Below are 26,996 nucleotides of genomic sequence, written 5' to 3' on the forward strand. Positions count from 1 at the left end.
AATAAATATGTTCAGAATATGTTCGATGATGAGATTATATCGTGCTATAGATGTCCTAGACTTAGGCAATATTCTGAAATGATAGCTAAAATAAAGGTGAAAAGATTTAGAAACTGGGAATATTGGGGAAAGCCTTTACCAGGATACGGTGACGAAAATGCAAGCTTACTTATTGTCGGATTAGCCCCTGCAGCACATGGCGGAAATAGAACTGGCAGAGTATTTACTGGTGACGAATCCGGTAAATGGGTAACTAAAGCCCTCTACGAATTGGGATTGTCAAATCTAGAGTTCTCCTTAAGTAGAGAAGAAAACTTGATCCTTAGAGGAGTTTATTTAACTAACGCTGTAAAATGCGCTCCCCCTGAGAATAAGCCTTTAAGGGAAGAGATCCTAAACTGTAATTATTTCCTAAGAAAGGAGATAATGTCCTTAAGAAATCTCAAAGTAATATTAGCTCTAGGTAAAATGGCATTTGATTCAGTTTGCATGGCTTTTAATGAGAAATGCAAATTTTCTCACGGCGTAGTTTATGACGTTAAGGGAAAGAAAATAGTTGGAAGCTATCATCCTAGTGCCCAGAATACCAAGACCGGAAGACTTACCTGGGAGTCTTTCATGCAAGTTGTAAGGAAAGCTTATGAATTAACTAAGGAATCCTAGTGATCTGATGGGGTTTGGGCTTCATTGAATTTTCATGAAATTGTATCTAATTCTCAGCCCTTGGGCTTCACCAGAGTAACTTCCGTTACCCCTCCGCCCCTTTAGCGGGATAACCCCAACCCACACCCGCGGAATATCACGGATGTGAGGAAACCCGCACATCTTGAGGTAGATGTTGAGAGATGCGTTCAATTGCCTATCCATGGTGAACCCACACCTCTCGCAATGAAAAGTCCTGCCAACCTTTCGGGAAACCCATCCACATCTGGGGCAGGACCTTGAAGTGAGGCGTGGATTCACCTCCTTAACAAAGGAACCGTAAAGAGGAGCCTTATACTTTAAGATGCGGTGAATTGACCTCCACACAGTCTTAGAAATCTTTTTAGAAAGGGAGTCGTTAGCATCTTCAAACATCTCTTGCTTATTCAGTTTTTCAACAACAAATGTCGTCATAGGGTACATCTCCAGCAACTTATTCACAAACTTGTGAACATAATCCAGTACACGGTTCCTCTCTCTATGAGAATATTTTCTCATCAACTCCTTCCCCTTCCTACCGTGCTTTGAAGCAAAAGACTGTATTTTACTCCTTTTCAACTCCATACCGTACTTCATACTGTAAAGCCCCTTCAAGGAAAACGTGACGAACTTCTCTCCATCATAAGCATCTAGAGTATAGAGGTTACTATCAATTGCTAGGAAATCTAAGGGAGTAAACCAAGGTAACTTGTAGCGGAACGGTAAGTACACTTTATCCTCCTTAATTATGGGCTCACCTAGTTCAAGCCCTTTAACCCTTCGTGAAAACCAAGTGTGAGACCAAGAGAAGGTAATATACTCGTAAGGTCTTACAGTAATCCTTACGCTCTCGCCATCAACCTTCCTAAGAGTTGACTTAATCCTAACGTAAACCTTCCTCAGTGTTGGTTTACTCAATGACGCTTGTCCCTTTTCAGCCCTCCTCCTCCAACTCCTTAAAATGGAGTAAGTGTCATTAATTGCCTTATCCACGTAGTGTGAAGCCAACTTGTTGATCTTCTCTAGCTCATCCCTCAAAATTTTGTACACTTTCTTTTTCTTAGGTAACTTAACTTTGACCTTCGTAAATACTTTCTTACCCTTCTTCACTTCTTTTCTCTCAACCTTCACCTTCTCCCATAACCAGTCCAATGCTTTCTGTAGTAGCGTCTTGTAGTTCTCTAATAATACTCTGCTCTCCTCCTTCTTATCATTCTCCAAGGAGTACGTTAGGTAAATGTACTCCTCTTCTGGTTGGAGTGATTTAATTCTTAATTTCCTCGACACACTTCTTCACCTTTTCGTATTTTTGACTCCTCATTCCTTGCAATTTTCCACTAAAGGAGACTAGGATTGAGATTAGGTCTTCTACTAGCTCTTGTTCTGGTGTTTTGTCCTCATTGTTTAATACCACGAGTTCACAATTATGTGCTTTGCATACCTCTTCAAGGATTTCGAAGCCGAACCTAACTAGTCTGTCTGGGTAAGCTATGACTACTTTTGACACCTCGTTGTTTAGTATCATTCTTAACAACTTGAGGAATCCTTTTCTCTTCATGTTTAACCCAGAACCTACGTCAGTTATTACTTGGTCGTAGTCCTTTACTTGTTCTTGCAGGTATTTTAATTGGTTTACCAAGTCGTCTTTTTGTGCGTTTGATGACACTCTCGCGTAAAGTATCACTTTCCTCTTTCTAACAATACCCATCAGTTTTTCTACGTCCTCTTCCCTAAACCTCCACTTTCCACTCTGTAGTATTACTGGTTTGATGTATCCTTTCTTTACGTAGCTCTGTAAAGTGCGGTATGATATTCCTAAGCGTTGGCAGACTTCTTTAGGTTTTAGCATTGTAATTAGTTTTACATACAAAGTATATAAACTTCACGGTTTATCGGAAACTATTGTCAACGGCCATAATTAAATTCCATCTATTTTTAAACCGAAACTTCTCAATAACCAATTATCTAGGGAAAAATCGAAATATTTTCCTTCTACTGGTATAATTAGCCCACCGTAATCGTCTGAAAACTTTTTGCAAATATCGTATTCAGAAAACCTTTTCCCCGCTAAGTTTATTACTCCCCTTGCATCCTTCTTTAAAAGATATTTTACAGCGTAAGCTACGTCCTTTACTGAAATTGGTGACAAATAGAGGTTAGTATTACATTTAGCTATTCCTTTCTTTATTAATGCTTTAATTATATGAAATAAAATGCCCCTATAAGATGGAGAGTAAACCGCGCCAAGCCTTAAAATGAGATAGTTGCCAAGTGAAGCTATGGCCGTTTCTCCTACTAACTTAGTCATTCCATAATAATTTAAAGGACTTGGCGTTGAAGTTTCTGAATAATATCCCCTTTTCCCATCATATATCATGAACGTTGAGAAGTAAACGTTTAAAGAGCCTATTTTATTCGCGGCTTTGGCTATATTTATTGCAAACCATGTATTCAGATTCCACATTGAAGGATTATTTGAATTATCCTCCAATGTATGTATAACTATTTCAGGCTTAGTTTCATAAACTTTCTTTGGAGAGTCTATAAATATGAATTCATCGTCAATTGCATTAGTTAACGCTCTGGCTAATTCTCCTTCATCTGTTATTCCAATCATAAAATAAATGAAAGTGATTAGGAATTAAAAACATGAATTCCTATACTTTCTAGTTCTCTTGGATCTTTCTCGTAAATTTTCACGAATTGATTAAAATCTTTATCCTTTACTATTTCTTCGATCTTTTTCTCATAAGGTTCAAGTTCTTTAGGTGAGAGAACTCCTTTACTTATTAATTCAGCGACCAAGAATAGTAAATTAAACCTTATATCGTAAGCTGGAAAATTAAAAAGTTCTAATAAATATTTCTTATTATTTTCGACGTCATTCTTATCAATTATTCCTAGGTTAACTATGTCTAGAATTAGGGACCAGCTAGCTATTCTATCTAGTTCATTACCTTTAAGTAAAGCTATATATTTCTCCTTTTCTTTTTTTACGCTTTCTATATCTATTACACCGGAATTTACTAGGTCTTTTACAAGTAGCCAAGCCTCAGAATCGTAAAGGAGAGATAAGAAATCGTATTTTTTAACGTCTTTAACAGTTATGATTCCTTTATTAATCAATTGCGGTACCATTCTCCAAGCATGTAGCTTTACTGTATCGTCATTGTAACTGAGTAAATCGAGGAATTTATCCTTCATTTCAATTAGTTTTTCTTTAGTTACAATATTGTTCTGAATTAGCCAATCTATTTTGAACCAACCATCTAATCTATCGTAAGGGTTTTGGGAAGATAATAGTGCTAAATAATCGACCATAATCTAATCTACTTTATTCAGGAAATAAATCTATTCTTCTTTTTTGTAGAGAAAAAATACCAAAAATATTTATATTCTATTTTACATATAGGTTAATGTAATGTTAAAGCTAAGTTATACTTTATCTAGTTTTTATGAAAGAAAGAATATAAAAGTAGACAGAAATGTATATTTGACCAAAAATGCCGAAACCATACGTTGCTATAAACATGGCAGAATTAAAGAATGAACCTAAAACTTTTGAAATGTTTGCCTCAGTAGGACCGAAGGTCTGCATGGTAACAGCAAGGCATCCGGGCTTTGTTGGTTTTCAAAACCATATACAAATAGGAATTTTGCCATTCGGAAACAGATACGGCGGAGCTAAAATGGACATGACTAAGGAAAGTAGTACTGTCAGAGTTTTACAGTACACCTTCTGGAAAGATTGGAAAGACCATGAAGAAATGCACAGGCAAAACTGGAGTTACTTATTCAGGCTATGCTATTCATGCGCTTCACAAATGATATGGGGACCCTGGGAGCCAATTTATGAAATAATCTACGCAAACATGCCTATAAACACTGAAATGACCGACTTCACTGCAGTTGTAGGAAAGAAGTTCGCAGAAGGAAAGCCTTTAGATATTCCAGTTATTTCACAACCATATGGAAAGAGAGTTGTTGCCTTTGCAGAGCACTCAGTAATTCCAGGCAAAGAGAAGCAATTTGAGGACGCAATAGTTAGGACTTTAGAAATGTTAAAGAAAGCTCCTGGCTTCTTAGGTGCAATGGTATTAAAGGAAATAGGAGTTTCCGGAATTGGAAGCATGCAATTCGGTGCCAAGGGATTCCATCAAGTCTTAGAGAACCCTGGATCACTTGAGCCAGATCCAAATAATGTAATGTATTCAGTCCCAGAAGCAAAGAATACTCCACAACAATACATAGTTCATGTAGAATGGGCAAATACTGATGCTTTAATGTTTGGAATGGGTAGAGTACTATTATATCCTGAGCTAAGACAAGTACACGACGAAGTTTTAGACACATTAGTATACGGACCTTACATTAGAATATTAAATCCAATGATGGAAGGCACATTCTGGAGAGAATATTTAAACGAACAATAATTTTTTATTTTTTCTCCTTTTGTACTTCTTTCTCATCTATTATGTAAATGAATTTGGAAGAGTGCTCATTATGAGATAATTATATAATTGAACAGTATCGCTTTAGGTTGTGGTAAAGTTATATTATATTGTACCTTATGTGTTAATTAATTCACTTATTTATACATTTGTTAAGGATGGGTTATATTATGCATCTCCCATGTTCTTTATGGCTTTAAGGTTCCTAATAGGTGGAATAATATTATTACCATTTGCTAAACAGCTAACATTGAATAGGGATATTTTTCTTCTCTCAATTTTTACTACTTTAAGTACATCTTTTTGGGCTTACGGATTACTTTACGTTGAACCGTCTGAATCAGCAGTATTAAGTTATACAATGCCATTAATTGCCATTCCTTTATCGACATTAATACTTAGAGAAAAGACTACTAAGACTGAAGTTATAGGTATTTTGATAGGCTTCAGCGGTGTTGTAATTTATTCTCTAAATCTAGGTATTTACTTCTCATTAATAGGTATAGTATTAACGCTAATAAATGCTTTCTTTTGGGCATTATTTACAGTCTATTTTAGAAAACTAAGGGGTTTTGATGCTACTTCAGTTAATGCTGTACAATTACTATTGGGTTCTTTAATCTTTTTTACGCTATCTCCTATTCAATTTTACTTTAAATATTCGATAAATTTCCTAGTAGATCTATTATACGTTTCAGTACTTGGAGGAGGGATTTCTTTTTACTTATGGAATTCAATGCTAAAAACTGAGAGAGTATCAAAGGTTACTGTCCTTAGTTTTTCGGTCCCTGCGGTAAGTACTGCAGTTGATGAGCTTAGAGGAGTTAATGTAAACATTGGTATGATTGAAGGGATAGGTGTTATGTTTCTTGGAATTTTAATATCTAGGTTAGAGAAGAAGATTAACAAATCTAATATAATAAATGGAAGATTTCATGTATAGCGAATTTTATCTCAACTATTTTTAAATACTAGTGCAAGAAAGAATAGCATATGAGTTATCCTTACGGAAATCCATACTATCCTCAAGGAGGGTATCCCACTCAAGGTTATCCGCAAGGAAATCCGTACTATCAACAGAATTCTAATTTTTCTTTCATTATGTGCGCCCAGCCTATAGGCTTAGGAGGAAAACAGATGATGATACCAATAAATCATCCGATAGACCTACAATATGTTGCACAACAAGCAGTAATGTACTTAATGGGTCAAGGATTTCAAGCTTATCCGATGGTTGGACAAAACATGGCCGTAATACAAGCTCAGCATACGAGCTTGCTGGGAGATTTAACTGCAGGTAATAAGGCTTATACTATAAGAATATGTGAAGGTCAAGGTTTCGTAATGGTAGAGACAGGGATAACTAACCTAATGCAAGATTTATTAACAGTAGCAGCTACTGCAGGCGGAACTTACTTGTTAGGAGATGATGTACTTCATAGTAAGCTGGTAGAACTAGCAGGAGGAGGAGCAACTGCTCTCGATTTATATCATTTATACCAAGACTATGCTAATGAAGAACAATTAATGAATACTATAATGATGTTAATAACTACCGCACCTCCACCCCCTGGATACCCAGTAGGTCAGCCTGGCTATCCACAGCCTTACGGTCAGCCACCGTATGGTCAACAAGGCTATCCACAACAATATCCTCCACAACAGTATGGCCAGCAATATTATCCTCCTCAGCAAGCAGCTCCTCAGACCGCTGTGCAACCTACTCCTCAGCGTACAGTGCAACAGTCAACAAAAATGGTCAAATGCTGGAAGTGTGGGGAAGAAATTCCTGAAGGTTCAAAATTCTGTCCGTTCTGTGGCGCTCCGCAGACTCCTCTAAAATGTCCTAAATGCGGTACAATAAATTCTCCTGGTGCTAAATTCTGTTCTAACTGCGGTGCTCCCTTACAAGTTGAAAAACAATCATCTTAAGTTTCTTCTCCTTTTTATAAGTATAGCTATTATATATGCTACTATTACTAGGATTATTATGCCAGCAATTATATAACCTAGTTTTTCTATCTGATTAATGATCATTTCCCATTGTGTAGCAAATTCGTATCCAATGAGTGCTAGAGCTGTATTCCATATTATATGTCCAGAAAAAGTTGCTAAGATGAATTTCACTATTTTCATTCTTGCTAGACCTGCAGGGAAGGAAATTAACGCTCTAAATAAAGGAATAAATCTAAAGCCAAATACTGCAAAAATTCCATATTTATCGAACCACGTGCCGAGCATGTTAAGTTTTTTATCGTCTATTCCAAAGACTTTTCCATATTTAGATAAGAATGGAATTCCAAGCTTCTCTGCAATAAAATAATCAATTAAAGAACCTACCAAACTGCCTATTGTACCAGAAATTATTCCAATCTCGATATTTATATATCCTTTAAAAGAATAATAACCGACTAAAGGCATAATAATCTCGCTCGGAATAGGTAAACTCATTCCTTCTAATACCATTAATATAAAAATTACGATGTAACTCAGTTGTGAGATAAATTCGTACATTAAGGATTGTTAATTATGCGTATTTTAAAATTTTTTCAGAGGTATCGGGTCTAATGAAGTTTAAAGAACCTTACTATTTCCAATGGATAGAAGATATAGATAGATACTATATAAACTATATAGCTTACGTAAAATATAAAAGAAAAGATAGGGTAAATAAGTTAACTATGGAAGCAAACATAAGATATATCGTTTTATCAAGGATATTCAGAAGTCTTCCCTTAGGTTATATGTCCTTTCTTGTCCCTTTATATTTGCATAAAATAGGTATTCCCACTTTTCTCATAGGAATTTATTTTCTTATAGCTACAATCTCAATGTCTTTTCTCTTGGTCCTTTCTGGCTTCCTTGAAGATGCCTATGGCAAGAGGAATATTTTACTACTTTTGAGCATTCTCTTTTCCTTAAATTTATTCATTTTTGCCTTCATAAAAATTCCATTAATAGTATTTCTAACTTCAGTTTTAGGAGTAGGTACTGCTTCAGGAGGCGGTATTGGAGGAGGAGCAGGAGGAGGCCCTTTTAACCCACTGCAAACTGCTTTAATTGCTGATTATTCGAGGCCAGAAGAAAGGACTAAATTATATTCCATAAATTTCGCAGCAGCGACAATTTCTGCTTTTGCAGGCGGGTTAATATCAGATTTAATAACCACTGTGTATCCTCCTTCAATTTCTTACTCATTACTTTTTACGCTAGGTTTTATAATTTCATTATTTTCTATCTTCTTTGTTTACCTAATAGATAAGGATAGCGGAACAGGAAAAATAAGCATACCAAAAGCTTCTTTCTCCTCAATTTCTAAAATTTCTATAGCCGGTGGCTTAGGTAGTATAGGCTTAGGAATGGTTATGCCTTTAATACCTCTTTGGTTTAAACTTAACTTTAATGCTACGGAAAGTGAAATAAGCTACTTGTATTCAATTTCCTATGGCTTAGTAGGAATTTCTTTCTTATTTGCAGATAGGATAGAAAAGATAATAGGAAGAGTTAAAAGTATCTCAACACTTAGAGGTCTATCTTCACTTTTCTTACAGAGAAGGGGGTTAAGGGGGCGGAAAGCCTCGCCTCTCTGAGGCGGGGATGGATAGCCCGTGTTTAAATATTTCTTTTTCTTAAACTTCATTAATGGCTAGGAGGGTTAAAGCGATCAGAGCAACTGTTTCTATGAAGATCGCTCTATCAGAACCCCTCCTAGCCCTTATGATCAACTACGTTAAAGCACTCCGTTTCACCCTATTCTGGCTGAAGGAAAATGTTCCAGACCCGAATGAGAAAGGGGTGCTTTCGAAAGTCCACGAGGAGTTGTATGAGAAGTTAAAGGAGGAGTATAATCTACCTTCAAAGGTTGCTGAGGACTGTTATAGGGATGCCCTTTCAATATACAAGGCTTGGTATAATAATCCGAGAAGAGGGCGTTTTCCTAGAGTGTACAAACCCACTGTATGGCTAACACCAAAGGCAAGTTATAGCGTGGACTTTGAAACAATGACTGTTAGAATTGCTGGTGTTGGAGAACTTCAAATTCTAGGTTATCCTAGAAACCTCAAGGGCCACATGAGTTGGAAAATGAAGGAGTCTAGGTTGGTAGTCAGAGACGGTAAGGCTTTTCTAAAGGTCGTTTTTGAGGAAGAGGAAGAAGGGAAAGTTGAGTCAAAGGAAAGTATTGCCGTTGATATTAACATGGCTGAGATAGTAGTTGGCAAGGACGACAGAAACTACGTTAGGATCCCAACTCGTCTCGAAGAGGTTCATCACTGGAAGTCTTTAGCTGAAAACCTACAAAGAAAATACCCTAGAAGGTGGAGGGAGAATAAGAGGATCTTGTATAGAGTCCGTTCTTTCCACATAAAGGCTAAGAGGGTTATGGAGGATTTTGCTAGGAAAGTTGGGAAGTGGGTTGTTGAAGTAGCGAGAATGATGGGTGCTAATGTTGTTAAGTTGGAGAGTCTTAAGAACCTCATCAAAAACGTAGATAGACTGCCAGGTGAGTTTAGGGATAAACTCTACTTGATGCAGTATCGTCGTATTCAGTATTGGATTGTTTGGCAGGCTAGGAAGCGTGGAATGGTAGTCGAGTTTGTTAATCCCAGTTATTCTTCAATCTCATGCCCAAAATGCGGTCAAAGGATGGTTGAGGTGGGTTATAGGTATTTCCGTTGTTTAAAGTGCGGTTATGAGAATGATCGTGACGTTATTGCTGTAGTTAATCTTAATGGGAGGGGTTCTCTGAGCCTCTCGACTGCCCCTCAAATGAGGGATGTAAGAGCGAATCGATGAGGGGAACCCCCGCTGGCGGGGAGGAAGCCAGTTTTAATACCTTTCTCTCCAACATTTCTTATAGCATCGATCTTATTCCTAGCTAGGGGAGTAACTTATACTGTAACGATACCTATGAGGCAATCATTAGCTATGGACGTTTTCTCCGATAAAGAGAGAGCTAGCGGCACTTCAATAACCGGTTTAGCCAGAAGAATACCTTATGGCTTAGGTAGTTTAATTTCCGGGGCATTATTTTCTGCAGGGCTTTTTGCATTATCAATTTTTCTTGGAGGTGTGATTTCTCTATTTGACCCTTTGCTTTATTATATATTCTTTAGGAATTATGAAAAGCGTGAATAAGAATAAAATCTACTACCTTATCCATTTATATTTTTTGAAGTTAAAAAGAAATGGATAAGAATAAAAAGTTTTGTGAAAAAGATATCACATGAGTATAAATCCAGTTCAAATAGCTCAACTTCCTTATACAAATAGGATAGATAATATACAAAAGATAATTCAGACATTACTTTCAATGGATCCTAAAACTGCCGAAAGTGCTGTAAAGGACTTATTAACTGCCTTATCCAAAGCAAGCGACGAAGATTATAAGAATTGGTGTGAAGGTACAATGAGAGTCATTTCAATGTTTGATGATAGTGTAATAAAATCAATTCTCTCTTTAAGAATGAAGGTAGTTTCAGAGATGCCAAAAGAAGTTCAAGATAGAGATTCCAAGATAGTAATGGAAGTCTTAAATTCCCTAGATGAGTCAGTAAAAGAAAAATTAATGAAAAACATGCCAAAGTCTTAAATTCCATGAGTTAAGTAATCGATTCTTCCTCCATCAGCCACAATAACTTGTCCAGTGATGTATCTAGCCTCATCGCCAGCTAGGAAGTAAACTATATTTGCAATATCTTCTGGCTTTCCTGTAGTGTGCAACATTGTTCTTTCTCTAAACCATTGCCTAAGTCTTTCTATCTCTTCTTCGCTCTTCCCACCTATTGTCATGTCCGTTTCTACCCAGCCTGGAGCAACTGCGTTAACTCTTATATTATACTTACCCAGCTCGTATGCTAACCTTCTAGTCAAGATAATTATTCCCGCCTTAGTAATTGAATAAAATGTGGTGCCCAAAGCAGAAGTTCCTATGCCTGCATTTGAAGCGATATTTATTATTGCTCCACCTTTCTCTTTCATTAAAGGTAAGAACGCGTGCGTAACGTAAATTGCTCCATTTAAGTTTATTTCCAGCATCCTCCTATATTTCTCATCATCAAACTCCTCAAATGGCATTAAATACCAAATTCCAGCATTATTTACTAGAATATCAACGGTCTTAGTTATTTCTGATACTTTCTTTGCTGTAGCTATTACTTGATCCCTTTTTGAAACATCGCATTTAAGAACGTAAAATCCTCTTTCTTTCATTTTTTCGGCTTCTTGGTCTGACGAATTATAGAGAACAATTACCTTATTTCCTGTTGAAAAGAACTTCTCGGCTATTGCCCTTCCTATTCCTCTAGTTCCTCCAGTTATTACAACTGTTTTTCCGGAGACCATAAAGGGGGATATGTTTGATAGCTAAAAAATTTAAAACCGAACTTTTACTAGCATTAACGAATTAGACATAATAGATATAATAAATCCTATTGCCATTATAAATGAGTAATAATTATTGCCAAATCCAGTCATCATAAATAACATTCCAGAAATTCCCGCCATTATTATAGATAAAAGATTTAATAAAGGTAAAAACACACCAATTGGCTGGTTTCTAGTAAATACCACAAATTCTATCAGTGACAATATAAATAAAATAAACCCAATAAATACATGAAACATAAAAATAGGGCCGTAATTAAACATGAAATTCATCATTCCAGTAAACGGTGAAAATTGTACAAATAAGTTAAGCCACATACCGTCTATAAATTGTATTGATAGCAAAAATAATGAAATGTAAATCAAAAACCTAAATAAGTTCATAATCTTTCATCTCTCTTAAACTATGAATTTATGCTTAAAAAGGTTCCATAAGTCTGAACTGCACATATGACGGCTTTGGCACATAAAATTCGTTAACGCCGTGCTCTGGATGTTTTACAGTAATCTTTTGAGGACTAAGAATTAGCGCATTTACTCTTCTACCTTCTACAACATCGGTTATTACTCCGGTTAATGAGATTTCATGAGGAGTTGTATAATGTCCTATTCTGATTTTTACTGTATTTTCTTGACTTAAAACGAAGTTGTTAAAATTTTCACTTAACTCTTCAGCCTTCTTTTCCCTTAATTTTCTAGCAAATTCTTGAATATCCAAGAATCTAATGCATTTATATCGTTCAGGTTCTGAAGATCTAGGTTTTTCATATAAGTTATGAACTTCTATGCCGTATTTTTTAGCAAGAGTCAAAACATTATTTTCAATAATTCTTAATAATTTTACTACTTTGATTACATCTTTTCTATCTTCTTCTTTGTAAACTCTAGTATTAAGTGCAAAATCCATTAACTCTTGATAAGTCCCTATCAAAACTTCAGCGTTCTGCATTTCCTTATTTTTACCAAGTTCAGCCCTTACGAAACTTTCCCAAAGTTGCCTAAAGTTTTCCTTATTTTCATTTATGTATTTCAGTAATTCCTCTTTTTTATCGTAAGCTCTTATTACATCCATAACTAGATCTCCTTGAATCCTTATTTTAACATTGGTAGCATACTCAAACTTCTCGTAGTAGTGATAATCAAAGCCCATGCATTTTCTTATTTCCTCTTCTGTTTCGTAATATATACCGCACATTCTCACTGGCATAGTAAATATTTTTCCTGTAGTATCGTCAATTCCTGATATGAAGCTTGAAGGTCTATCGTAATCTAAATCAAAATAAACATAATTCCCTATTTTTATTACTTTTCTCTTTAGTTTTATAGCAACATTAAATCTTAAAAAATGTTGTAAACTTAAAAAACAATCATAGTATGCTCCAATTTCTTTATCTATTTTTCCTTCTACTACTAACTTCAGTAGGTCACTGCACTGCATTTAATCTAAACCTCTCACCCTGTTCACTGTCGTAATATCTATTGTTTTTATCTCTTCTTCCTTCTTTTCTATTTTCTTTTCAACAACTGCCTCTTGCATACTAATATTTCCTCAACAATCTTATTTAAAGATAACTTTAAATATTGTTTAGATTAACGGCCCGTGTTACTTTAAATTTAAAATTAATGGACGTAGTTATGAAAGATTAAAAATAAAAAGGATAACGTAATACCTTTGTTCTTGCACTTACGTAAACTTGTCACTTTAATGACAAGTTTTACATAAAATTGGTCAACTAGATGACAAGTTTTATTTAAATTTCTGGCATATTGTTGACAAGATATACCTAATTTCTCAAATGAGTTTTCAGAGTCCTTAGTGGATTAATAATAATAATAAAAATTATTATAATGTTGAGTAACGCAAGAAAAGAGTCAACTTTAGAGATTTTGGAACCTAAAAAATCTATATTTTAACTTTAGACAACTTTTGGATAGTGTAAGCAAAAATTCCAGTCTCAATTTTCATCTATTTAATCTTTGTGCAGAGACTTTTCTATCCATTTAAATAAATGGCAATGAGGCGTGGTAAGGTACGTTAAATGCGTTATTAACTAAAAGCCTACTGTAAATTTTCTTTATAGTAACGTAATGTTTACCAAAGAGTATGAAAGAAACGCTCTCCTTCGAGTTCTTATCGAACCTAACAATTCCTCCGTCATCGCCTCCTTCCATGATGCAAAGTACTCCTTGCGAATAGTAAGGCTTATCAACATCTATTCCTATTTTCTTAAGAAAAGCATAAGTTGCATTCTCTGCAGAAACCATAGCAGACCTAGCAGTCTTTGGTCCCACCATTCCTTTAGCTGAATCTCCTAGTGCAAATATTCTTTCATTATATGAGAATGATGGGAAAGAAACCGGAATAAATCCCGAGTCGTCTGTAAACTCCTTGACTGCTTTAGGCGCAGAAAGCGTAGGTAATACTGATTTAATATCTGCTTCTATTTCCTCCCCATCGTTAAGTACTACCTTATCTTTCCTTATTTCAGTAACATATTTACCTTTTAATAAATGAATTCCCCTCTTCTCAAAGTATTTATTTGCTATTTCAGAAATTTTAGGATCAGGAATAGGGCCGAAGACTCCTCTAGGACTCTGAGTAGCTAAGTAAACTTCACCCTTGATTCCTTTCTTTCTTAACAAGAATTCAGAGATTAACGCTACTTGATAAGAAGGTCCTTCAATAGGGCTATTTTTAGCGTTTCCAACGAAGATTTTTACTCCGTCCTCTGCTTCGTTTAGTTCTTTCTTAAGCCCTAAGAAGCCTTCAAGAGTATGATGCATATAGGCGTGTTCATGACCTTTTATTTTTTCAAAGTTCTCTTCGTAAGCTCCTCCTAATGCAATAAATAGATAATCATAATCAAATGTCCCCTTTGAAGTTTTTACTTCCCCATCTTCAACTGCCTCTACCTCGGCCTCAACGAAGTTTACTCCTTTTCTTTCCATCACTTCCTTAGCATTAAATTCTGTATCTTCAACTTTAATTTCATCAGTTAAAAGTAGCGGAAAGATAGTGTTCTCCCTTACTATAGCTGACCTAGAAATTATTGTTACATCTATTGTCTTTGAGTAATCCCTTATCCTATGTGCAACAGTTAAACCTGCATAACCAGAACCTAGAATAAGTACGTTCATGGGTGTTAATGATTTTATGGGCATAAAAGTTAATCTTGTTTAAAATTCGAGTAATAGATCAAAATTGATGATAAAATTAACTTGCTGTAAGCTTATCTATTTCGCTCAAAAGCCGTAATATATCTTGTTTTGCCATTTCGTCACTTCTATAAAAGCTTACAACTCCCTCCTTATCCGGCCCATTATATTGGTATTGGTGAAGCAAAAGTGCCATGTTAGTGAAATTATTAACTTCATCGCTTATTATCATTGCGACTTCCTTCAAGAGAGTAGTAGGCATGATAAGTATGACCCAATCAACTCTCTTAACTCTCTTATTTCCTCTTATTTTAACGTAACCTGGATAAAGTTTTTCGAGTTCGTTCCTCTTATCTACGGCTAAGGCTGCGACTAAAGCCTTCCAAGCTTGAAATGCTTTGCCTGCAGCGTATCTTATGAGGTTTTGTTCCAAGAACTTTCTTGCAATTTCAGCCTCATATTTAGCTTCCTCAAGTCTAGTCTTCTTCAAGATTAAACCAAGGTTTAGGTAATTCCTGAACCATAGAATTCTATTTTTAACGAAAAGCTTTAAGCGTTTTATTACCTAAAATGTTACTTCGTTTTTGATTAACCTTCAATGAAATTAACACCTTCTTCTTTGAATATTCTCTTAAAGACCTCGTATGCGTCGTTAGTATAGAGGCAAACTATAATCTTATCCAAATTCCAATTTTCCTTCAAAACTTTAGCCATTTTCCTTGCACAGACCTCGTAGGGATAACCGTAAATTCCTGTTGAAATTGCAGGTAAAGCTATGCTCTTAACTTTAAGCTCTTCAGCTTTCCTTAAGGAATTCCTTATTGCCTCCTCAAGCTTTTCTTCTCCTTCAATTCCGTACCTAGGACCAACTGCATGAATTATGTATTTAGCCTTCAGCTTTCCTGCAGAAGTCACTGCGACTTCCCCCGTTTTTAATGGGCCATGCTTTCTTACATATTCCCTGCTTTCCTCTTGTATTTCTTTTCCTCCTTTTCTTACTATTGCATAAGCTACTCCTCCTCCATGCTCTAGGAAGGAATTTGCAGCATTAACTATTGCATCTGCCTCAATTTCTGTTATATCTCCCTTAGTAAGGTAAACGATCACTTCTTGCTCCCCTTGGCATGAAGAATTAAGATATAAAACTTTTAGTTCCTTTCTATAATTACATTTATGGAAGTAAAATTAGTAAAAGCTTTCCTTACCATTCTACTACTTTTATCTCCTTTTAATTATTTTAGCGATTTCGGTCACTTTTTGGCTACAAATCGTTTTACTCACGTATATCCTCCAAGAATAGACCCTAAGCTTTCGCATGTGCAGGGAGGCGTAAATGTTTACTCACTTTACAATAGTGAACCCGCTCCAATGGGAATAGCAGATTATGGCATAGGTCCTAACGGCCCTTATATAAGGAATACTAGCCAAGTATTAGCAAAGGCTCATATATGTAGTCTGAGCGTTGATAGCAGTATTAATACTGATTGCGTTTCAGCTCAGCTTAACGTAGTGCTTTCGTATTGTTATAACGGTAATCAGTATTCTATCTGGCTACAAGACGTCGCTCTAATAATGCTGTTTAATAATACAATAAAATTTATAGATAATATTTGGAATCTATCCTCAGTAAATGCTAACGTTACTGAGGTAAAAGGTAAAGGTACACTATGCACTTATCATGGTGTTACTTTTTACTATTATTGTGCTAATGGCTATCCTGGAAGTCCTTGCGTTTTCTCTTATCCTCTAAATTTCTGTATGTTAATAAACGTTAGCGAGAACTCCCTAGGAGAGCCTGTCGCTTATTTTTGGTACAACGACGGTCACGGTTGGGTTAATTATGATTCTGTAACCTTCCTATTTCCTCATTCTAGAAATGTAAATATTACAATTAACGGATATCAATATACAGGCTCTGGAGACTTTTACGATATAGAATTCGATATAGTAGGTCCAGGAGGAGGCACTTGCGCTTATTTTAATAACGCATGCGTTTATCTCTATTTGTATTACTGGAACGGGCATAATTTTCAAGAAATAAAAAATGCATATAACTTCGGCTCAGATACTGGTGAAACTTCCAATAACGTTATTGCAAGCGGTTATTATATTCAAAGTAGCGGTGAGCTAACGTCGGGATTGAAAGCTGGCCAAGGATCTCTGGCACAGATATGGTCTTCCAATCAAGTCTCCATAGTCAAAGTTCATACTAATATTAAGAACGGATACGTTAGCTTTTCCAAATCTGAATGGAATTCTACACTTCCTATGTATAAATTTTGCGGATATTGTGCAATAATTACCCTATATCCTGGAAACTATAACGTAATTATTTTAAATAATCAAGGAAAAATTTCTGGAGAGTCGTACGTAAAATTATTAGGAGGTAGAGAAATTCAAACATATTGTTACCATTTTAAGCTAATTTCTCCCCAGTCGATTTGTATATTCTATGGAGAGAATAACGTTGAATATATAGAAATATACGGAATGGGGTATGCTAATCTAAGTTTAAAATTGCCTAACAGTATTTCATACGTAGATAACTTTACGCCATTTATAAACGGAAAGGAAGTTGTAGAGCTTATTTTAATTCCTCACGTTCTTTATTGTTCCGCAGAAGGTATACTAACGGTTACATTAAGTAGTGGGCTAAGTTGTACCTCAAGTTTTAAAATTGTATCTACGACTAAAGCTATAGAGGTCTGTATTAAGGTAGAGTCTATAGGAAATACCTTACCTGAAGAGCCTAAAATAAAGGTTCAATTTCCTAATGGGTCTATAGAGGAAATAACTCAAGGAAAGTACTTATTGCCTGCAGGTAGTACATACTGCTTGCCTAAATGTATCTATGAAAATAACCAGATTAGGTGGATATTAAACTCTTCAAATGAGGGAAAATTTACTCTACAAGGAGAGTACACATTCTATTACTATGAAGAATACCTTGTAAACTTTTCATTCAAGGTTATTGGTTCTTCCTATAACTTTACTCCAGAAGTCTATTACTATTCTGCAGGAAAATTAAATGAAAGTCTAGCAGGCTTAATATGGGCAGATTATAATTCAACATATTATTATCAACAATGCATAAATTACGGTAAAGTAAGATATATATCTTTCAACTATACGGGTGAAATATCGAGTTTTAAAGCAATGACAACCTATTACCAACAGTACTATGTTAATGTAAACTCTATGGCCCCATTATATGCTGAAATTAACGGCGTTAACCAAAGTTTCTCTTCAGGGTGGTTTAATTATTCTACTAAGATAATTATTGAGAACGTTACTTTCTACCCTTGTGCTTATGAGAGGTACATTATTTCCTCAGTAACACCTTCAATAGCATTTACTGTAAATTCTCCAATTAACGTTAAGGTAAGCTATATAATTCAATATTATTTAGAAGTTAATGCAAAGATTCCTGTTTATGCTTTTGTAAACGGTAGTAATGTTTCCTTCTCTTCTGGTTGGTATAATAAGGATGATCATATCGAAGTTGAGAACGTTACATGGTATAAATGTCCATTCACTAGGTTTATAATTACAAGCGTAAGTCCGTCAAACTTTACTGTCGGAAGCCACATTATTGTAAATGTTAGCTGTTTAGAGCAGTTTTACGTTCACGTTAACGCTAAAATACCTCTATATGCAGAAGTTAACGGAATTAACGAAAGTTTTACCTCCGGTTGGTATAACGACGGCATTTGCATTCATGTAGAGAACGTTACTTTCTACCCTTGTGCTTATGAGAGGTACATTATTTCCTCAATCAAGCCTTCATCAATAAGACTATGCAAACCGCTAAACGTCACTATCTCATGTTTTATTCAATTCTTCATTTGTGTAAAAAGTAAGATTCCTGTTTATGCTTTTGTAAACGGTAGTAATGTTTCCTTCTCTTCTGGTTGGTATAATAAGGGTGATCATATCGAAGTTGAGAACGTGCCATTTTACATTTCCCCTAAAGAAAGGTGTATAATTTCCTCGCCACTGCCTAGTTTCACGGTAGAAAATCATACCGTGGTTACTCTGAAAACTATTATTCAGTTCCTAGTTTGCGTCATTTCAGTAATTCCTATTAAAGCTTACGTAAACGGCGAAGAAACGATTATTGGCACATCGTGGATAAATGAAGGAACTAAAATAGAGGTAATCAATTACACTTACTATCCTTGTAAAGACGAAAGGTATGTAATAACTTCAATAAATCCTTCCTCAACAATCTTTGTAAATTCTTCAGTAAAGTTAGCAATATATTCTATTAAGCAGTTTTTAGTATGCATAAACGGAATAAAGTCCTGGTACAATGCGGGAAGCAAGATAATACTCAATGCCACTATACCAATTTATGAAGTAGGAGAATTCATAGGCACTTATAATGTTTCTCCAGGAAGCGTGATAGTAGTCAATTCACCAGTGGTGGAAAGATTAGTTGAGAACCTTAATTACGTCTTCATTATTCTCATTACCGTAGCCGTGTTGGCTATAAGTATTATTATATTCATAAAAATTAGGAAATAAGAAAGAGAACTTTCTTTTTTTAAAAAAAGAATTAGAAAATATATTATTATTACTTTTCTTTCTTTTCTCCTTATTTTACTCTATACGTCGTATCTCCAGCTGTCTCTTCTATAGGTATCATATTAGTATCGTAACCTTTATAATACCAGGCTAAGCTCCCACCAAGTCCTAAAGCCCAAAGGCCAAGATTATATATTACGAATTGAGTAGATGAAAAACCAGAAGTTAAGTAAAGTGACCCGGCATAAGCTAGCATGGGTGCTACTCTAATTAATCCGATATAGAACGCTCTAGATTTTATTGGCATTAATAACGGTTCTAGAACTGTCCTAGTTGCCCAGCCGAATTCACTAAAAGCCATGTTAAAGAGTAAGAGCACGTAAAACACGCCTAGAGAGAATGGAACTAATCCGCTGATTAATAATAGTATTGGTATCATTGTTAAAGTACCTCCTAGAAAGGAGAATACAGCAAATTTCCTTGTGGGTATGTATTTAACTAGGAAAGAAGCTATTATTCCTGCAATTGAGGCTCCTAAATTTGCAATGAAGACTATCTCATCTACAACAATTCCTTTAAAATAATAGTCAGCAATAGTATAAGCCATTAAACCATAAGTTAAGTATTGCGAAACTCCTATAATAGAAAGAAATGCATATCTAAAACCTAAAGAAACCTCATTAACCCCTCTGGGTGTTACATGCCTTACCTCTGCACCAGAAAAATATTTCTCTATTTCTTTTTCAGCTTCTTCCCTCTTTCCAGCCTTAACCAACCATCTAACGCTTTCAGGCGTTAAATATCTCATGACTATTGCAAAGCCCACCATTACAATTGCGAGAATTCCCAAAGTTCTCAACTCTAAAAGGTAAGATGAAGAAAGATAGTATGTCAAGTAAGATATTGCTGCAGCAACCATTGCACCCATGTTGTCAAAATTAGGTAAGAATACTAGCATCGTCTCCCTTAATGAAAGTGGCATAGTTTCACCAGCGTAAGATAAAGCAGTTGGAACTTCTCCCTCTATCCCTAGATAACCGAGGATTATACCTAGGACTACTAAAGGCAAAAAGACTGGAGAGGAAGTAGAGATTACTCCAGAGACTACTGCTTGAGATACTCCAAATATAATTAAAGCCCCAGTACCGTAAAGCCCCATAGTAAGGAAAAAGGTCCCTTTTCTTCCCAACCTTATGTCGGAAAGGCGAGAAATCGCTAAGTCGCCAACTAGCTGAGCAATTATTGGGACTACCAAAAACCAAACTTGATTAACTTGCGGGTAAAAGATTGGAGCGATTGACGCTATAATCCCCCACATAAAAAATCCTACAGCTAGTGATGAGAATAAGGACCAGTGAGCTTTCGTCCACTTAGAAAAATCAATTTCTGAAAAGTCCATAAGATCATTTCATTAAAGTAGCTTATAAATTTAGTTATAATGATTAAATAAAGAGCTGTCAAGCTTTCTCAACTGAAGTTATTCCTATTAAATTCCAGTAATACGCCTCCACCTCTAGCGGGACTGCCGGTACATAATAGCCCTCGTAAGAAGGATATAACTTAACGATTTCCCAAGAATCCTTCTTCAGAGCAGTTGCATTAGAGCAGAAAATATAACCATTTGCCGAAATAGATGGGGTATCAGGAAATATCCTAAAATAAGGTTTTATGCAATTAGGCAAAGAAGGTGATTTAGGGTAGTAACTTACGTTGAGTAAAAATCCGTAAATTTCTCCGTCTTTTTCACAAATGTGAAGCACTTTCACGTTAATTGATGTATAGTAGGGAGTGTATGCAAAATGAAAGAAAATTCCTAGACTAATCAATAAAAGTACTGGTATAGCTAGAGGTTTAAAGCTGATTGCATTTATTCTTTCTCTCTCTCCATTTGGCAATGCGTATCCTAGTATAGGCCAGGACATAAAATAATTCCATAAACCCCTATAGTTAACGAAGAAGATAAAATACGGAAAGAAAACCCAAGAATCCTTAAAATTGTCGTAATATTTCCAGAAAAAGTAAACCTCAGTAAGCGTAACGATTACTATTGCCAAAGTAAAAAATAGAGGATAAATGTAAAAGAATCCAGAAATCGCTATCATCGACAAGCTCATACTTATACCTATTAGCGGAGCTACTATTGGATAAAGAACCCCTTGAAAATAGTATTCTGGAGAAAGTAAAATAAAATACCCGTTAATCGCCAGGAAAGAGATAGCAGTGTAAATTATAAACTTCAGTAATGAACTCCTTCCCTCTTCCTTGTATATTGAAATTAAATAAAACGGAAGAAGGGCAAAAGGAGTCTGCTTCAGTGATAAAGCCAAGCCGTAAAATATACCTTTGGCTTTCACGTCTTTGGAAAATAGTGAAAGTAAAACAAAGAAAACCCAATCGAGAGTAGTAACTCCACCTGCAGAGAAGTCACGATAATTGATGTTAAATAAGTAGGGGAGTAAGAAAGATAAAAATAGGAATTTGTCAACTTTCCTTAACTTTGCATATAGGAGAAAGGCTACTAAAAAGTAGAAAGTCACAGTAATGAAATTGGGGTTTATGTTGAAGATTACTGATGGAATAAGTATAAGCATTTGCAATGCAGGGTAATCGTACCTGGTAACTACTCCTCCAGTGGAAAGAGGAGTTCCCAAAATTGGTATAAATTTGCACAAATGGAAAACGCTGTAAATATTGGCAGTAAGTGCAGGGTTATAAGGATTTTCTCCGTGTAAAAATAGGTAAGCAGCATAGTAACTAAGCATCATTTCGTCGGTTCCAAAATTAGGAGAGACAACAAGGGTAGAGAAAGTTAAGATTAGAAAATTTACAAGCATTGCCTCAGCTAGAAAATTGTATTTAATACCTACGGCTACTAGTAACAAGTAAATGATGAAAACGTAAATACTAACTCCTTGTGTGAAATAATATAACAATCCTACAACAATGGCCTCTGCATAAATAATAGCAATGAAGTATTTATCTTGAATGTGCATACTAGTAAATAGCATGAGACCTGAGAAAAATATTGATAACACGTCAAGAGTAATGAATAACAAATTATCGTAATTAGGAGCTATTAGTAGAAACATGGAAATGGCAAATAAAAACTGAGAAAAATTCACCGTTAATGCTTTATTCCTATCCATTAAAGGTGTGATAAGTCTAGCAAATAAAAAGTTATGCGAAAAATGCCAAGACTTGCCATTCTGTAAAGAAGAAAGTAAGAAAGAAGGAAATAGCTATATAAATGACCGTAAATGCTTTTCTCTTAAATATTATGTCGGCATATCCAAGCAAGGAAGGAAATGCGGGCAGTAATAAACGTGGTAAGGATATTGAAGGCCAGCCGTGAATAAAAAAGAGAGGTAATATTATACTTAATGAATAGAGAGTTAGAAACATGTTCTTAGATTTCTTGTAAAAGAGTATAGTTCCTATAATATAGAAGGCTAGAAATGCGTAATTCCTCAGTAGATAAATTAAGGGAGATAAATGAAAACATGGAGCAAAGAAGGTATTAATAAAATAATCATAACAATTTAATATCCATTCTGCTTGGCACCACGGTGTAGTAAAGTAAGCGTGCCAATACTTATTTTCGACTGAAAAGAACGTGAAAGGACTACCAGTAAAGATCCAGAATGCAATAAGAATTATCCCTCCTATAACTAGTGGAGGGATAAAGTACCAAATTTTCCTCCTATACTTTAAAAGAAACGAAGGTAGTGTATAAGCCAAATTATAGAAAGTAGCTATTGCACCTCCTAAAGAAAGGGCAGAAAGCCAACCTTCTAGATTAAGTGAAAGTACGAGAAAAGTTAATGCAACATCGTCTGAGTAAGGAATTGTTGAATACAGAACGAATACAGGGAAGGTTGATAGTACTAATGAACCTTTAAACCCGTAGTACTTGTATACTAGTAACACAAAAATGTAACCAAAAATATTTGTGATTATAAAACTGGAAAGAAGATATGACCTTGTCAAGTATGTTAATCCTCTTATAAGGAACGGAAAAAGGGGAGAAAAGGCGTAAAGGAACTTGTTAATATATCCATATTGAGCAATCCATAAATAATCTATAGCGTCCCAATTAGTAGCCATTTTAAAAAAGAAGAGTTTCCCTGAAAAAATATAGAATGTTATAAAAACTATAATTTTTGCTAAAGTATACAATAAAAGAGGAAATAAAGTAGTATTATAATGTTTTCTTCTCATTATCATTCATCCTCATTTTAGGCCTAAGAAGCAATATTAGTATAATAATGGAAAGTCCTAAAGATGTTATTCCAAGAAGAATATCATGAAACCTTTGTTCTCCTTGGGCAGCTTTAGAAAAGTTGTAAGTAAGTATAGTAGCTAGAGTATAACCTGGAAAATTAGGTAAGCTCTCGTTATTAATCAAATTTGTCTTCCATAATACATATGTTGCTTTCATTTCTATTTTTCCGCAGCAACATTTTATATCACATCCCTTTATAGGAATTCCAGAAGCGTTATAATATAAGATAAAAATGTATTTTGAGCCTAGAGCATATGAAATATTATAATATACATAAAGTCCGTCTTTTGTGCCATTATATATGAACGAAGAGGTATTATGACCTAATTTACATGGCGCAATATAGAAAAAACCTTCAGAACAAGTAATCTTTTGAAGAAAAGTTCCTGCCGGTAAATACGCAGTTATATTGGGTAATACCTCAGTCTGATTAATAATCATGGTATCGTTACAGAATACTTTTTCTACCTCTTCAATTTCTATAATTTTTTGAATACAATAATGAGCCGAATAATATATTACGGTGATATTGAATACTTCAAATTTTCCTGCTTCTAGAGAAATGCTAGAATCAAACTGTTGGTGAGAGATAGTAGAATATAAAGAAAATAGAGAAAATAAAAACAATATTAAAAAAATATGTATACTTTTAATGTCATGGTGGTTATGACGCCGTAGCTGTTACTGTTACGGTTCCTCCATCACTTAGTACTAAAGTGAAGGAATATTCCTGTCCAGGTACTGGAGTTATTCCTAAGCCGCTTATACTTAAACAGACAACATTTGTACCAGCAGTTAATGTCTTAGATGCAGACACGCTATTTGCTCCGTATTCAATTCCTATTATATTAACATTACCGGATGAAACAAGCGTAACCTTAAGAGTACTACCACTAATTGTACCGTATCCAGCTTCTGATACTGTTGGTGTAGAAGTGAAGGCTCCTAGATATCCAAAGGCGAAGAATACTACAACGAGAGCTATTATTACTGAAGCAATTACTAGAATTAGAGCTGTTATTGCTCCTGATAATCCTTTTTTGCTTTTCTTTGTCTTTTGAACTATCATGATTATCTAAAGAAACTTTGGTTATTGAATAATAGAGAGACTATACTGAAACTATTTAACCCTGGCGTAGTACACTATTTTATCCTTGTTCTTTCTTTTTTATTAAAGAAATATTATGTTAGCTACTAATGTAAATTTAGTTCTATTCTCAGACTTTATAGAAAGACTTATATAGAAAATTTACCTACTTCATTTTAATGAAAGGAATGTGGAGTTCTTTTACAACACTTATTATCTTGGTCGCAACTGTATTTGCTTCACTAGTTGTAGTATTTTATGCTTATTCAATGTTAGGAGCACAGAATCAGAGCATAATAGTTACTCAAGCTTCTCCGGGAATAATCAAAGACGGTCAACTTTACGTTTCCCTCCAAACTAATTCGCAAATAAAAATAGTTAAACATCAAGTAGAAGGTTACTGTGAAGCTGAAAATGTTTGCTTAAAGCCTGGATTAAATAACGTTTCTTTAAATCTTCCTTCAGGATTTTCTCCCTTAAAGTGCGAAGTATATTCCTTTACTTTGGTTTTATGCAACGGGAAGTCCGTTATTGTTAATGCTAAATATTATTGCTAATAGGGGTTTGGGCTTCATCGAATTTTCATGAAATTGTATCTAATTCTCAGCCCTTGGGCTTCATCAGAGTCACGGGGAAACCCGTTACCCCTCCGCCCCTTTAGCGGGATAACCCCAACCCACACCCGCGGTATTTCACGGATGTGGGGAAACCCGCACATCTTGAGGTAAATATTTAATGACGCGTTTAATTGTCTATCTAGAGTGAACCCACACCTCTCGCAATGAAAAGTCCTGCCAACCTTTCGGGAAACCCATCCACATCTGGGGCAGGACTTGGAAGTGAGGTGTGGGTTAACCTCCTTCAAGAAGGAACCGTAAAGAGGAGCCTTATACTTTAGCACACGGTGAATCGACCTCCACACAGTCCGTGAAATCTTTTTAGAAAGGGAGTCGTTAGCATCCCTAAACATCTCTTGCTTATTCAGTTTTTCAACAACAAACAACGTGAGAGGATACATCTCCAGCAAACTGTTAACGAACTTGTGAACATAATCCAGCACACGGTTCCTCTCACGGTGGGAATATTTTCTCATCAATTCCTTCCCCTTCCTACCGTGCTTTGAAGCAAAAGACTGTATTTTACTCCTCTTTAATTTCATACCCTATTTTAGACTGTAAAGCTCCTTGATGGAAAACGTGACGAACTTCTCTCCATCGTATGCGTCTAGAGTATAGAGGTTACTATCAATAGAGAGAAAGTCAAGGGGAGTAAACCAAGGTAACTTGTAACGAAATGGCAGGTACACTTTATCCTCCTTTATCACGGGCTCACCTAGTTCTAGCCCCTTAACCCGTTTAGAGAACCAAGTGTGAGACCAAGAGAAGGTAATATACTCGTAAGGTCTTACTGTAATCCTTACTCTCTCGCCATCAACCTTCCTAAGAGTTGACTTAATCCTAACGTAAACCTTCTTCAATCTAGGTTTACTCAATGACGCTTGTCCCTTCTCGACTCTCCTCCTCCAACTTTCCAGTATTGAGTAAGCGTCATTAATTGCCTTATCAACATAGTGTGAAGCTAAGTTGTTGATATTCTCTAACTCATCCCTTAGCGTATTGTATACTTGCTTTTTCTTAGGCAAGGTTATTTTAACCTTCGTAAATACTTTCTTACCTTTCTTCGCTTCTTTTCTCTCTACCTTCACCTTCTCCCATAACCAGTCTAAAGCTTTTTGCAGTAGTGTCTTGTAGTTCTCTAATAATATTTTCGTCTCCTCCTTCTTATCATTCTCCAAGGAGTAAGTTAGGTAAATGTACTCCTCCTCTGGTTGGAGTGATTTAATTCTTAAGTTCTTCGACACACTTTTCCACCTTTTCGTATTTTTGACTCCTCATTCCGTAGAGTTTTCCGCTAAATGATACAAGTATGGAGACCAAATCCTCTATCAACTCTTGTTCTGGTGTTTTGTCCTCATTGTTTAATACCACGAGTTCACAATTATGTGCTTTACAGACCTCTTCAAGGATTTCAAAACCAAACCTAACTAGTCTGTCTGGGTAAGCTATGACTACTTTCGACACCTCGTTGTTTAGTATCATTCTTAACAACTTGAGGAATCCTTTTCTCTTCATGTTTAACCCAGAACCTACGTCAGTTATTACTTGGTCGTAATCTTTGACGTTCTCCTCTAGGTATTTTACTTGGTTTATTAAGTCGTCTTTTTGTGCGTTTGATGACACTCTCGCGTAAAGTATCACTTTCCTCTTTCTAACAATACCCATCAGTTTTTCTACATCCTCTTCCCTAAACCTCCACTTTCCACTCTGTAGTATTACTGGTTTGATGTATCCTTTCTTTACGTAGCTCTGTAAAGTGCGGTATGATATTCCTAAGCGTTGGCAGACTTCTTTAGGTTTTAGCATTGTAA

At 35.5% G+C, this 26,996-nt stretch carries 27 protein-coding genes and 1 pseudogene; 10 read left to right on the forward strand and 18 right to left on the reverse strand.

Annotated features, from left to right (window positions below; all coding sequences use genetic code 11):
- Positions 1-18: 18 nt before the first annotated feature.
- Entirely contained in the window at positions 19-663 is a 645-nt protein-coding gene (locus tag D1866_RS07540; protein ID WP_231136272.1) for a uracil-DNA glycosylase, read from the forward strand.
- Between the two features lie 21 nt (positions 664-684).
- On the opposite strand, the gene D1866_RS07545 is transcribed toward D1866_RS07540, so the two are convergent.
- From D1866_RS07545 to D1866_RS07560, 4 genes are all read right to left on the reverse strand, one after another.
- A complete protein-coding gene (locus D1866_RS07545) occupies positions 685-1,968 on the reverse strand; it encodes an RNA-guided endonuclease InsQ/TnpB family protein (protein ID WP_155861120.1) in 1,284 nt (427 codons plus the stop codon).
- Positions 1,946-2,530, reverse strand: coding sequence for an IS607-like element IS1921 family transposase (locus tag D1866_RS07550; protein WP_152941508.1), 585 nt, complete (start codon positions 2,528-2,530; stop codon positions 1,946-1,948). The genes D1866_RS07545 and D1866_RS07550 overlap by 23 nt, the downstream gene beginning before the upstream one ends.
- Before the next feature lie 69 nt (positions 2,531-2,599).
- Positions 2,600-3,298: a sugar nucleotide-binding protein gene (locus D1866_RS07555; RefSeq protein ID WP_152941506.1), complete on the reverse strand. Its 699-nt coding sequence runs from the start codon at positions 3,296-3,298 to the stop codon at positions 2,600-2,602.
- A gap of 17 nt (positions 3,299-3,315) precedes the next feature.
- Positions 3,316-4,002, reverse strand: a complete 687-nt coding sequence (locus tag D1866_RS07560; RefSeq protein ID WP_152941503.1) for a hypothetical protein — start codon at positions 4,000-4,002, stop codon at positions 3,316-3,318.
- Positions 4,003-4,184: 182 nt separating this feature from the next.
- Between D1866_RS07560 and sor the strand changes: the two genes are divergently transcribed.
- The 3 genes from sor (at position 4,185) to D1866_RS07575 (ending at position 7,064) form a co-directional block, all read left to right on the forward strand.
- Positions 4,185-5,114, forward strand: coding sequence for a sulfur oxygenase/reductase (gene sor, locus D1866_RS07565; protein WP_152941501.1), 930 nt, complete (start codon positions 4,185-4,187; stop codon positions 5,112-5,114).
- A gap of 109 nt (positions 5,115-5,223) precedes the next feature.
- Positions 5,224-6,075, forward strand: a complete 852-nt coding sequence (locus D1866_RS07570; RefSeq protein ID WP_155861121.1) for a DMT family transporter — start codon at positions 5,224-5,226, stop codon at positions 6,073-6,075.
- A 50-nt stretch (positions 6,076-6,125) separates the two neighbouring features.
- Positions 6,126-7,064, forward strand: coding sequence for a zinc ribbon domain-containing protein (locus D1866_RS07575; protein WP_152941496.1), 939 nt, complete (start codon positions 6,126-6,128; stop codon positions 7,062-7,064).
- Here the strand turns inward: D1866_RS07575 and D1866_RS07580 are convergent.
- Positions 7,056-7,646 (reverse strand): DedA family protein, encoded by a 591-nt coding sequence (locus tag D1866_RS07580; RefSeq protein WP_152941494.1) that lies wholly within the window; start codon positions 7,644-7,646, stop codon positions 7,056-7,058. The genes D1866_RS07575 and D1866_RS07580 overlap by 9 nt on opposite strands.
- Positions 7,647-7,699: 53 nt before the next feature.
- Between D1866_RS07580 and D1866_RS07585 the strand changes: the two genes are divergently transcribed.
- The 4 genes from D1866_RS07585 to D1866_RS07600 all read left to right on the forward strand — a co-directional run bounded on the left by D1866_RS07585 (position 7,700) and on the right by D1866_RS07600 (position 10,722).
- On the forward strand, positions 7,700-8,722 hold the full coding sequence (locus tag D1866_RS07585; protein ID WP_152941492.1) for an MFS transporter: 1,023 nt from the start codon (positions 7,700-7,702) through the stop codon (positions 8,720-8,722).
- 52 nt (positions 8,723-8,774) lie between these two features.
- Complete coding sequence (locus tag D1866_RS07590; RefSeq protein WP_152941490.1) at positions 8,775-9,926, forward strand: RNA-guided endonuclease TnpB family protein; 1,152 nt, start codon at positions 8,775-8,777, stop codon at positions 9,924-9,926.
- Positions 9,927-10,040: 114 nt separating this feature from the next.
- The gene (locus D1866_RS07595; protein ID WP_152941488.1) at positions 10,041-10,268 is read left to right on the forward strand and encodes a hypothetical protein; all 228 of its coding nucleotides are present in this window, start codon (positions 10,041-10,043) and stop codon (positions 10,266-10,268) included.
- Between the two features lie 88 nt (positions 10,269-10,356).
- Entirely contained in the window at positions 10,357-10,722 is a 366-nt protein-coding gene (locus D1866_RS07600) for a hypothetical protein (protein ID WP_152941486.1), read from the forward strand.
- Here the strand turns inward: D1866_RS07600 and D1866_RS07605 are convergent.
- From D1866_RS07605 to D1866_RS07630, 6 genes are all read right to left on the reverse strand, one after another.
- Positions 10,719-11,474, reverse strand: coding sequence for an SDR family oxidoreductase (locus D1866_RS07605; protein WP_152941484.1), 756 nt, complete (start codon positions 11,472-11,474; stop codon positions 10,719-10,721). The two genes, D1866_RS07600 and D1866_RS07605, sit on opposite strands and share 4 nt — an antisense overlap.
- A 30-nt stretch (positions 11,475-11,504) precedes the next feature.
- Entirely contained in the window at positions 11,505-11,900 is a 396-nt protein-coding gene (locus tag D1866_RS07610; protein WP_152941481.1) for a hypothetical protein, read from the reverse strand.
- Positions 11,901-11,934: 34 nt separating this feature from the next.
- A complete protein-coding gene (locus D1866_RS07615) occupies positions 11,935-12,954 on the reverse strand; it encodes a hypothetical protein (RefSeq protein ID WP_152941479.1) in 1,020 nt (339 codons plus the stop codon).
- A 563-nt stretch (positions 12,955-13,517) separates the two neighbouring features.
- Positions 13,518-14,654 (reverse strand): NAD(P)/FAD-dependent oxidoreductase, encoded by a 1,137-nt coding sequence (locus D1866_RS07620; protein ID WP_152941477.1) that lies wholly within the window; start codon positions 14,652-14,654, stop codon positions 13,518-13,520.
- A 76-nt stretch (positions 14,655-14,730) separates the two neighbouring features.
- On the reverse strand, positions 14,731-15,162 hold the full coding sequence (locus D1866_RS07625) for a PaREP1 family protein (RefSeq protein ID WP_231136273.1): 432 nt from the start codon (positions 15,160-15,162) through the stop codon (positions 14,731-14,733).
- Positions 15,163-15,260: 98 nt separating this feature from the next.
- Entirely contained in the window at positions 15,261-15,779 is a 519-nt protein-coding gene (locus D1866_RS07630) for an ADP-ribose-binding protein (protein ID WP_155861122.1), read from the reverse strand.
- A gap of 66 nt (positions 15,780-15,845) precedes the next feature.
- Here D1866_RS07630 and D1866_RS07635 point away from each other — a divergent pair, with 66 nt between their 5' ends.
- Positions 15,846-19,199, forward strand: coding sequence for a thermopsin (locus tag D1866_RS07635; protein ID WP_152941475.1), 3,354 nt, complete (start codon positions 15,846-15,848; stop codon positions 19,197-19,199).
- Positions 19,200-19,269: 70 nt separating this feature from the next.
- On the opposite strand, the gene D1866_RS07640 is transcribed toward D1866_RS07635, so the two are convergent.
- The 5 genes from D1866_RS07640 to D1866_RS07660 all read right to left on the reverse strand — a co-directional run bounded on the left by D1866_RS07640 (position 19,270) and on the right by D1866_RS07660 (position 24,550).
- The gene (locus D1866_RS07640; RefSeq protein ID WP_152941473.1) at positions 19,270-20,598 is read right to left on the reverse strand and encodes an MFS transporter; all 1,329 of its coding nucleotides are present in this window, start codon (positions 20,596-20,598) and stop codon (positions 19,270-19,272) included.
- 58 nt (positions 20,599-20,656) lie between these two features.
- On the reverse strand, positions 20,657-22,345 hold the full coding sequence (locus D1866_RS07645) for a hypothetical protein (protein WP_152941471.1): 1,689 nt from the start codon (positions 22,343-22,345) through the stop codon (positions 20,657-20,659).
- Positions 22,346-22,376: 31 nt separating this feature from the next.
- Positions 22,377-23,303 carry a hypothetical protein gene (locus tag D1866_RS07650; RefSeq protein WP_152941469.1) on the reverse strand — a complete coding sequence of 309 codons (927 nt, stop codon included), beginning with the start codon at positions 23,301-23,303 and terminating at the stop codon, positions 22,377-22,379.
- 94 nt (positions 23,304-23,397) lie between these two features.
- Positions 23,398-24,108 carry a hypothetical protein gene (locus D1866_RS07655; protein WP_152941467.1) on the reverse strand — a complete coding sequence of 237 codons (711 nt, stop codon included), beginning with the start codon at positions 24,106-24,108 and terminating at the stop codon, positions 23,398-23,400.
- Between the two features lie 37 nt (positions 24,109-24,145).
- Complete coding sequence (locus D1866_RS07660; RefSeq protein ID WP_152941465.1) at positions 24,146-24,550, reverse strand: hypothetical protein; 405 nt, start codon at positions 24,548-24,550, stop codon at positions 24,146-24,148.
- A 197-nt stretch (positions 24,551-24,747) separates the two neighbouring features.
- Here D1866_RS07660 and D1866_RS07665 point away from each other — a divergent pair, with 197 nt between their 5' ends.
- Positions 24,748-25,125 carry a hypothetical protein gene (locus D1866_RS07665; protein WP_152941464.1) on the forward strand — a complete coding sequence of 126 codons (378 nt, stop codon included), beginning with the start codon at positions 24,748-24,750 and terminating at the stop codon, positions 25,123-25,125.
- Positions 25,126-25,139: 14 nt separating this feature from the next.
- Here the strand turns inward: D1866_RS07665 and D1866_RS07670 are convergent.
- Together D1866_RS07670 and D1866_RS07675 are read right to left on the reverse strand one after the other, a co-directional pair.
- Positions 25,140-26,429 (reverse strand): annotated as a pseudogene (locus D1866_RS07670) (RNA-guided endonuclease InsQ/TnpB family protein).
- On the reverse strand, positions 26,407-26,991 hold the full coding sequence (locus D1866_RS07675; protein ID WP_155861123.1) for an IS607 family transposase: 585 nt from the start codon (positions 26,989-26,991) through the stop codon (positions 26,407-26,409). Before D1866_RS07675 ends, D1866_RS07670 begins: the two are co-directional and overlap by 23 nt.
- Positions 26,992-26,996 lie beyond the last annotated feature (5 nt).

This window comes from Acidianus ambivalens (genome assembly GCF_009729015.1).
Classification (GTDB): Archaea; Thermoproteota; Thermoprotei_A; order Sulfolobales; family Sulfolobaceae; genus Acidianus; species Acidianus ambivalens.